The 8,934-nt window shown below is 51.0% G+C and carries 11 protein-coding genes; 2 read left to right on the forward strand and 9 right to left on the reverse strand.

Annotation, left to right across the window (positions count from 1 at the left end; translation table 11 throughout):
* Nucleotides 1–8: 8 nt before the first annotated feature.
* The 3 genes from G547_RS0114120 to G547_RS0114130 are packed head-to-tail and all read right to left on the reverse strand — an operon-like array spanning nt 9 to nt 2,063.
* The gene (locus G547_RS0114120) at nt 9–626 is read right to left on the reverse strand and encodes a TPM domain-containing protein (RefSeq protein ID WP_027330415.1); all 618 of its coding nucleotides are present in this window, start codon (nt 624–626) and stop codon (nt 9–11) included.
* A gap of 58 nt (nt 627–684) precedes the next feature.
* The gene (locus tag G547_RS0114125) at nt 685–1,446 is read right to left on the reverse strand and encodes a TPM domain-containing protein (protein WP_027330416.1); all 762 of its coding nucleotides are present in this window, start codon (nt 1,444–1,446) and stop codon (nt 685–687) included.
* Nucleotides 1,446–2,063 (reverse strand): LemA family protein, encoded by a 618-nt coding sequence (locus tag G547_RS0114130; RefSeq protein ID WP_027330417.1) that lies wholly within the window; start codon nt 2,061–2,063, stop codon nt 1,446–1,448. The genes G547_RS0114125 and G547_RS0114130 overlap by 1 nt, the downstream gene beginning before the upstream one ends.
* Nucleotides 2,064–2,426: 363 nt before the next feature.
* Between G547_RS0114130 and G547_RS0114135 the strand changes: the two genes are divergently transcribed.
* Together G547_RS0114135 and G547_RS0114140 are read left to right on the forward strand one after the other, a co-directional pair.
* Nucleotides 2,427–2,738, forward strand: a complete 312-nt coding sequence (locus tag G547_RS0114135; RefSeq protein WP_027330418.1) for a hypothetical protein — start codon at nt 2,427–2,429, stop codon at nt 2,736–2,738.
* Between the two features lie 1,101 nt (nt 2,739–3,839).
* Entirely contained in the window at nt 3,840–4,583 is a 744-nt protein-coding gene (locus G547_RS0114140) for a CARDB domain-containing protein (RefSeq protein WP_027330419.1), read from the forward strand.
* A gap of 156 nt (nt 4,584–4,739) precedes the next feature.
* Here G547_RS0114140 and G547_RS0114145 read toward each other — a convergent pair whose 3' ends face one another.
* The 6 genes from G547_RS0114145 to G547_RS0114175 all read right to left on the reverse strand — a co-directional run bounded on the left by G547_RS0114145 (nt 4,740) and on the right by G547_RS0114175 (nt 8,506).
* Nucleotides 4,740–5,129, reverse strand: coding sequence for a GNAT family N-acetyltransferase (locus G547_RS0114145; RefSeq protein WP_169449456.1), 390 nt, complete (start codon nt 5,127–5,129; stop codon nt 4,740–4,742).
* A gap of 735 nt (nt 5,130–5,864) precedes the next feature.
* Nucleotides 5,865–6,035 (reverse strand): hypothetical protein, encoded by a 171-nt coding sequence (locus G547_RS23465; RefSeq protein WP_157209887.1) that lies wholly within the window; start codon nt 6,033–6,035, stop codon nt 5,865–5,867.
* A gap of 74 nt (nt 6,036–6,109) precedes the next feature.
* On the reverse strand, nt 6,110–6,703 hold the full coding sequence (locus G547_RS0114160; protein WP_027330421.1) for a hypothetical protein: 594 nt from the start codon (nt 6,701–6,703) through the stop codon (nt 6,110–6,112).
* A complete protein-coding gene (locus tag G547_RS0114165; RefSeq protein ID WP_211224565.1) occupies nt 6,700–7,269 on the reverse strand; it encodes a hypothetical protein in 570 nt (189 codons plus the stop codon). Before G547_RS0114165 ends, G547_RS0114160 begins: the two co-directional genes overlap by 4 nt.
* A 342-nt stretch (nt 7,270–7,611) precedes the next feature.
* A complete protein-coding gene (locus G547_RS0114170; RefSeq protein WP_027330423.1) occupies nt 7,612–7,971 on the reverse strand; it encodes a hypothetical protein in 360 nt (119 codons plus the stop codon).
* A 58-nt stretch (nt 7,972–8,029) separates the two neighbouring features.
* Nucleotides 8,030–8,506 (reverse strand): NUDIX hydrolase, encoded by a 477-nt coding sequence (locus G547_RS0114175; RefSeq protein ID WP_027330424.1) that lies wholly within the window; start codon nt 8,504–8,506, stop codon nt 8,030–8,032.
* Nucleotides 8,507–8,934: the final 428 nt, after the last annotated feature.

Genomic DNA, 8,934 nt, shown 5'->3' on the forward strand with positions numbered 1-8,934 from the left:
CGCCGGGGCTATGGCAGGATCACCAAGTGGTTGGGCAGTTCGTTGCGCTCTTGGGTCGCGGGTACGTGCTCTTTCAACAGTTTGCCGCAGGCGGCAATGCAATCCAGAAATCCCTGGCGGGTCTCACCCTGGCGCACCTTGGCGGTAAAGTCCGCCACTATGCCTTCCCACACCGAGTTATCCAGCACATCGGCGATGCCCTGGTCCACCAGGATTTCCACATAGCGTTCCGCCTCGGAGACGAAAATCAGTACGCCCGTGGCACCCTTGGTATGGTGCAGGTTCTGCTCCAGAAACTGGCGCCGTGCCAGGTTGGAGGCGCGCCAGTAACGCACCTGCTGGGGAATCAGGCGGGTGTTGATGCCGGGCAGTCGGAACAACAGGCTCAGCAAAATAAACGTTCCCCATTGCACCAGCAACAGCATGTCGGCCCCGAGCCAACTGCCAAAGTAGTTGGCGATGCCCGGCACCAGCAGTGCCAGAAGGCCGGCCCAGAGCAAGGGAATATAGCTGTAGTTATCGGACTGTGCCGTCAGCACGGTCACCAGTTCGGCGTCGGTTTCCCGCTCCACGTCGTTGATGGCAGCGGCAACGGCTTCCTGATCGCTTTTGTTGAGTAAAGTCATGATTCTTTGCGTCTCATCGTCGGTTGTGGGAGTTCAGCGCTCATAGACCAAGGCGGCGTTACCAGCCGCCGGAGGCGCCACCGCCTCCGAAGCCGCCTCCGCCGCCGCCAAAACCACCACCGCCGAAGCCGCCACCACCTCGGCCGCCCATGGCGGCACCCAGCAACGCGGCGCTGACCAGGGCCGCACCTCCGCGACCGCCACCGCCGCCACGACCACCGAGAAAGATCACTACCGACACCATAATCAGCAGAAACAGCGCCGCCATACCGAGATTGGGCTTCTCCTGCCCCTTACCGGTCGGCTGACCCTGAGGAACCGCCAGCGGCTCTCCCCCAAGGACCTGAATAATAGCGGCGGTACCGTTCACAATGCCGGACTGAAAATCCCCCTGCTGAAAAGCCGGAGTCATCACGCGATTGATGATCACAGAGGATTGCGCATCGGTGAGCCGGCCCTCAAGGCCATAACCCACCTCAATGCGGATATCCCGTTCGTCCTTCGCGACAATCAGCAAGGCGCCGTTATCCTTGCCCTTCTGGCCGATCCCCCAGTGCCGGCCCAATTGATAGCCGTACTCTTCGATGGGGAAACCCTGCAGGTCCGGCAGCGTCACCACCACAACCTGTTCGGTGCTGGCCTGCTCGTGGGCCTGAAGCATCTGGGTGAGGCGTGTCTCCACCTCTGGAGCGAGCATCTCCGCCCGGTCGACGACCCGGCCGGTCAGTTCGGGAAACTCTGGCGTTGACTGCGCCCAGGCGATGGCCGGGAGCAACAGCAGCAACGCCAGCAGCGGGCTTTTACGGAGTAAATCCATCATCAAAAATCCACCGCGGGGGGTTGATCCGCATTTTCCGTGGTCGCTTCAAACGTGGCGCGGGGCTCAAGATCGCTATACAGGAGGCTATGCCAAATTTTTCCCGGGAACGTACGCAGCTCCGTGTTGTAGCGCTCTACCGCCTGGATAAAATCCCGGCGCGCCACGGCAATGCGGTTTTCCGTGCCCTCAAGCTGGGACTGCAGCGCCAGAAAGTTCTGATTCGACTTCAGGTCCGGGTAGCGCTCAGACACCGCCATCAGCCGGCTCAGCGCGCTGCTCAGCTCGCCCTGGGCCTGCTGGAACTGCTGCAGCTTCTGGGGGTTATTGAGAATGCTCTCATCCACCTGTATCGAGGTAGCCTTGGAGCGTGCTTCCATCACGGCAGTCAGGGTTTCCTTTTCCTGGGCCGCAAAACCTTTGACGGTCTCCACGAGATTCGGAATCAGGTCGGCCCGGCGCTGATATTGGTTCTCCACCTGTGCCCAGGCAGCGTTGACTCGTTCATCATACGTGGGGATTCTGTTGATCCCACAGCCACTCAACACCAAAATAAGCGCCATTAGCGACGCCAGCTGCCAGAAAGTCCGCTGTTGAAACGGTTTGAGGAGAGTTCCCATAGTGTTCTATTCCGCCGGTGGTTGCCGTTAAAAGAAGAAGGGCTCTGCCGTCGAGAGAGCCTTAAACTGACATATAGGTGAGGGCGAAATGACGACTTTCAAGGACGAAGGCATTTTGCGTGCCAGTCATTACCGGCCTCCCGGCCATGACGGCATACCCGATCCGTCTTGAAGAATACCGCCCGCACCCGCCTATTCAGCGCTACCCGGCGAATATAGCCTAAAGCGTGAACACCGCGATTGAGTACCCCCCAAATTTATTCAAATTATTTTGAACCCTTCCCGTAGTCGCCCCGACATACAGATGAACGCGTTGTGCGGCCAAGCACGACAACCCAACACAACCCACTCGGGAGCAAAACCATGAAAAACATCATTCTGACAGCACTCGCCACCCTACTGGCAGCCAACGCCGCCGCCTACGAACTTAACGGCAACAGCGACGACGGCTTTATTCTCAAGTGCAACGACGGCACCACCAACAAAACCTCTGTGCCACCCAATCACAACTCTGCCACCGCATTCTGTGAAGACCACGGCGGCATCGCTTCCGGCTACCCGAAGAAAGTCATGGGTAAAGTACAAGCTGCACGCACCATCGGCTCGCCCACCACTGGCGACAACAACGATCGTACACCGCAAAAGCGTCCTATGCGCAACAAAGTACAACATTAAAATAGGCCAAGACGCGGAAAATCGAGAACATAAACCGCATGCCGAAGAGTAGGTTGAGTTGAGGAGCTGCGTCCAGCATAGAAAGCAAACGCATACAACAATCTTTGCTTCTACGTCCTCCTCTCAACCTACGCGGCAACCCCTTGAGCGACCACTTTATAAATCGAAAACACCTATCCCCGCGGCTGGAAGACGCGGCCACGCCACAATATTATGTAGTTTCTCAGCTTCCGTGGGTAAATTGGACACATAACTCTCTTTCTGGCGGAAGCCTGCAGCGAAGCCTCACGTAGGCTGTTTGCAGAGACGCCGAAGATTCCGGAACATACTGGAACTGCTTGTGGAACGAAGCCGCTCTGCGGCAAAGCTAAAATTTGAGAGCTGAAATAATTCCCCTACGTGCTTATACCCAGCACGACAACTAGAGGAATCATCTCATGCAATACATGACCAGTCAGTTGCGGCGTTGACTTTCCGGGTCCGCGTCCAGTTCGGGCGCCTCTCCTAATTATGGCATCGATCACCTCTCCGCTAATTCCTTATTCTTCCAACGGAGCGATAGCGTTAGAGGTTCCGATTCTATTGTCTAACTTTACCATTGAGTACTTGCACCGTAATTTTGTACGGCAGAAAAATAAACCAAAAGAAACGAGAAAAACTCTGAACCAAAAAGTATGCCCCCTAATTGGTAATATTGAGCCTATTTTTTGCCATAAGTCACATACAGTACTTCTTTCGAAGAAATTGGTACGAAATAAGGGGCTTAAGCGCCAAAAAAAGAGGTAGGCCTATAGAGACAAAAGCCATAATAGTTATAAACATCAATGGGATAAAGTATTAAGCCGACCAATATTTTGAATACCCCCAATTTCGTTGCTAGTATTGTTTATGCTTCGGTGCTTTGTATTATTAAGTCACTTCGGCATCGTGCAACTCACGAAACGCGAGAACCGTAAGTCGTGATGTTGCCCTTTCTTATCCCAACTCGATAAAGCCTAAGGACCCTCCGGTTAGCTTCCAGAATTTTCGATAATTACGACCATTATCAAGATAGCTGATTGTGAGGTTTAACGATGCGCCAACGGCGCGAGGAGACATCGTATGTTACGATTTATTCAATTGCTAATTCTTTCCGCCACTCTTTTATCTGCCCCCTTCTTGCATGCTGATCCAATTCAGGATCTGTCCATGAATAATTATGAAGCTGGATGGTACCCGAATTTTTATAAAGGAAAGGGACCGTTAACCTGCCCTCGCGCCTGCGAAACCTGGGTTGGCGCCCGGTCGGAGAGCGAGCAAAGCTCTGATATAGACGAGCAGACGCGAAGAACCAATGTCTGCAAAGTCACCCGTGATGAGGAAATCATCCTGGAAAGCATCGACGACCCTAAGTCCCATTGGCTCTACGGCAACCAGTTCGATGACTACCCAGTTTGTTTTGTCCACCCCGCCGGCTACGAGCCGTTCAAAAGCGAACTCTTTATGTGCGAGTGTGTGCGCCCAAAGGAAAACACCTGCAAGCAACCCGATCTGGTTGTGGTCAATATCGCCGACCCGGTCTGGGACAATACCAACGGCGGTTCATTGGTGGATGTGACTGTCTCAAACATCGGCGGATCGGCGGCCGGTACATTTTATACTCGGGTTATCGATCCCGCTACCAATGCGAATGATATACAGAGTGTATCCAGCTTAGCCGCCGGAGCCAGCGTGACACTCACCTTTACATTCAACTACTGGCTGTTCGACCCCGACGCCGAACTGGACGCCACTGCCGATTACAAAGGTCACATCGAGGAATGCAACGAGAAAAATAATGGATTAAGCTACTTCAAAAAAGGCTGAAATCAGATTCACTACCGTTTGAATCTACCCCCACTTTAGCGGGACAGTAGACCACTGTCCCGCTAAAGTGGGGGACTGACACTGCATCCAGATTCGCGAGAAATGCCCCACGTTTTTTTGTATAACATCTCCCATAAATGGGGCATAGCGAGGGCCTTATACCAACGCCTTTGTAACGAGGTAGTGAGCGCCAATACCATCAATGACAAATTCCTCGGAAACCACTCGGTAACCTGCTTTGATATAGAACTCAACCGCCGAAGTTCGGGCGTTGGCCCAGATCAAACCCGCACCTTGCGATTTCACGTAATTTTCGGCAGAAGTCAGGAGCCTATTTCCCACCCCTTGCCCGCGACAGGCCGGACTTGTCGCCATCGCCCTGATTTGATAGACATCGGCATCCTCGATACTGGGATGCCCATTACGATAAACAGAGACAATACCCCTGATACCGCCAGCGTCATCTATTGCACCAAAGTGCCTGGTGTTAGGAGCGTCGTCGCCATCGAAAATACATTTAGAAACATTCTCACCGGGACGAAGCACTTCACCTCTTAAGGCGAAAGTGGCACTAGAGGGTATTTCCTTTATATACATATTGCCGTCACAATTATTCTATTCCCCTTGATGACCACTTAGAGCTATACCCCACTGGGCAGAACTATAGCCGGCCTTCTGCTGTTTAGTGCTGCGCCTGGTTGGGCGTTCCAGCTCTCCATAACCGACAGCAAGTCTTCGATCTCCGAACTTGTCTTCACCTGGAAAAAAGCCTTACCGGAACCGTCTTGCTCAACCAGATCGAGTATCGCGGGACGGACCTTTGATGGAAAATCCCATATTATCTTACAAAGGGTCGGAATGATAAGCACCTCAGGACACCTTTCAGGGAGATCCGGTCGACTTCGAAAAAGGTACCGCCAGTTTCTTTTGATGACACGCCAAAACGAAACCTTTCGAGGCACATCAATAAATACGACGACATCGGCCTGGGCCTGTGCGGCGGTGGAAACCCCATCTATTACCCACGAGTCCTTTTCGACCAAATCTTGAATCTTACGCACTTTCTCGTGCTGAGGCGTCTTCTGCCATCCTGGCTGCCAAACAATACGGTCCAAACCATGGCAGGGCATACCCAGCAGGAGTGATATCCGTCGGGCGAGAGTGGATTTTCCAGAACCTGCGTTTCCGGTCACAAGGATTCTTTTCATTATCGGCTATAAAGTAGTAACGCAAGACCGGAGGCCAACCGTACCATCGATTCTCATACGAGGGCGCTCTCGGTCATTTCGATACGCCACGCTTCACTGATGTGAATAAGGCAATAGCTAGAATGGAAAACACGCCTATGAATATAACCCGGTACCAATCTACCTCAGCCAGCCCATGAACGACCGCTTCATAAATCGCTATACCTGAAGCAATCCCGAAACCTGTTAACAGAGAATCCTTCATATATTCACTCCACCAACTATTACTGTACTCACAATGTCCGTAGGAGCAGATCATAGATAGAAGACTGAGCTTCCCTACTTACACCTCCACTCGGCGACCTTTTCGCCTAGGAGTTCATCGATACCCGTGTATGAGTGGACATTGACCTTATCTACATTGTAGGTCAGGTATTCGCCTGCATGCTCAAAAGTTCGCATACAGGTAAAGCCACCCTCAAAATCATCGTAGCACTGCCCCCAGAACGAGTAGTCGTGGGAAGTCCCTTTAACAAATACGTCCCAGCCAAACTCATCTTTGGAGGAACTAGAGTACAGAGGAACCCCCTCCGTCAACCTCCACGCTTGGTTCGCCTCAAAAGTTGTAGCTTTATAGGCCTTGGAAGATATACTGACATGCATAGGCTGCTTTAGTGTGCTGCCACCTGAAGACTCTACCGTCGCCTCATACCCCGAGACTCGCTCGGCGAGATACTCAGCCGGAAAAAAGAGTGTGGGGCCGCCCCCTTCTTCCGGCTCATCGAAGTTAGTATCTCGGCTGTTCCCGGAGATAAAATTCGAAGGCGCTAAGAACATCTCCGGTACACACCACTCTTTTTGACTTTCCGCGGATTTGCAAGCCGAGATCATTGTCAGCAACAAGACAACTTGCCAGACAGACAGTTTTTTCATTGTCCTATGCCTTTATATCCGCGAGGTGTGTCACAGTCGTGACAGTACAGATGACCATACACCGAGAGTTCAACCGGGTCCGGGACACTCCTAAGCCAAGTACCACCATAGAAATCAGCGGGAATATTGAACTCACGAAATACTTGATGGTGATAATCGGCCATTTGTTGAAGGCTGAGCTGGCCAGGAACCCTTCCAATATTATTTTGATAATCGTGGTTAACATAGATCGCGTGCCAACGAGCCACCTTCAAGCCGATCTCACGAATTTTATCGCGAGTTTCAATAAAGCTACCGCGAAAGCCGCCTCGCTCTAGACCAACAGCAATATTAACGACGGTGGAGCGGGCCATTGCATCCCAATAAGCATACCCCCGATGGTTCCAATATACAGGGTCACCCCCTTCAATCGTTCTCTTTAGTTTCTCTGCACTGGATACCCATAGGGCGTAGCCAATTCTGGCTACCGGGTCGCGCTTTTCCATCCGCAATTCCCAGAATCGCTCTAGATCACGCTCCGCGAGCGCGTTCCGCGCTTGTTGGGAAATCGATAAGTTGGCAGGCATTAACACATCCTCCGTTGATGACTATTTCTTAATAAAAGCAATGCCACCTCTTCTCAGCGGTAGGCAGCTGCTGAAGTTACTTAGAGACCATTATTACCGTAGTCCTCAGACAGGCCGCATAATAAAACTGTAGTAAACCCTATTGCAATACCCGACATATAACTACACCAATGCGAAGTTAAGTATGTGCTTCACATCACAGAGCTCGCATCAGCAAGCAGGAAGTAGGTGTTATGGCCATGAATGAATCATCACTAAAAAATGCGGAATTATATGCCAATAAAGCTAAGTTAGCTATTCCATGCGAGGAGAAAGAGCTCTATTTAGAGTCACAGTCGCTTGTTATGAGTTGCATATTTCTACACCATTTTTACGAAGATACTTGATGAGATGGTAGTTATAGGACTCAGCGTATATCGGTGCGATTACCTGATACCTTTTCTCAGCGTAACCATCGATTACGTCATCTACGTTCAAATACTTTACCTTTTTGTCATACTCGCAATTTTTATCTAAAAGCGGGACTTCATTAACCAGCATGCCAGAAATACCAATGAGTCTATAATCGCCCTTTTTAGCAGCGGATATCGCATCACTTTCTGGGCTGGCAGTGAGAATCCAGCTAAAGTCTTCGCCGCGTGTTCCGTTACTTGTACAAGAGGATATTAAAAATGCCAAAAGAGCTATCTTAAAAATCTTCATAGCGCGTAAGACTCATAACGCTCAAAGCAGCGGTGCGAAGCATCCGATGCCTTTTTTGTTAAGTACCTAACTCGCTGAACTTAATGTACTCGACCGATGATGGCATTTTTTGTATGCCTTCAATGAGAAATCTCGGCTTTATTACATACTCGGAAAGCTTCGAAATAGGCACCCAACGGTAAATTAGATCGAGATCGACCTCAACACCTGGAAAGTCTCTTTCTGACACTATCTTAGGAACTTCTAAAAATTCGGCTAGAAAGTAGTTTGAGACCTCGTGATACTTCTTGCCCGTATATTCAAAGAAATTTTCGGCATGCCACAATAGACGACGTGCTATTACTTCAACTCCTAACTCTTCAAGAATTTCTCTAGCAATTGCGTCTTCGGAAGTCTCAAAAAACTCAACTCTTCCTCCAGGCAATGCCCAGAAATCGTCTGTTTCAGATTTATGTATAAGAACATGATCATCATGGATAATGACGGCAGCGCTTCTATAGTTGAAGCAACTATCGCCTATATCAAATTTCAGCACTCAATTTCCTCTTGGTACTTAACGCGAAGCACAGCGGCGGCCCGTCAGGGACGTCCGGCGGCCGTAGGCCGTAGGCCGCGTACTGCTGCGACTTGTATGATGGAATTTCTCTTATTTTCACCGTTTACCCCAAGCGATATAGTGAGACCCAAACCTGCAGCAACAGGTTTTCAGCATGGCAGCTCGATGCATGCGCTCGCGCAGACAGTGTCTAGCCCGTTAACCAGCCTGAGCGCCATGCTGACTCCAAATCTAACTCGAACAGTCGAAGGGGCCTCGAGCCCGAATTTAGCAAGGGTGAGCCATGAATACAACTACCAACGCTAAAGCCAGAAACACCGAGCGACACGTCGGCATTGATGTCGGTAAAGCCATGCTCGATGTCGCCATCTATGAAGTCGACCTTTACCTCCAGGAGCACAACTGCC

It is taken from the genome of Marinimicrobium agarilyticum DSM 16975, from assembly GCF_000423345.1.
GTDB classification, from domain to species: domain Bacteria; phylum Pseudomonadota; class Gammaproteobacteria; order Pseudomonadales; family Cellvibrionaceae; genus Marinimicrobium; species Marinimicrobium agarilyticum.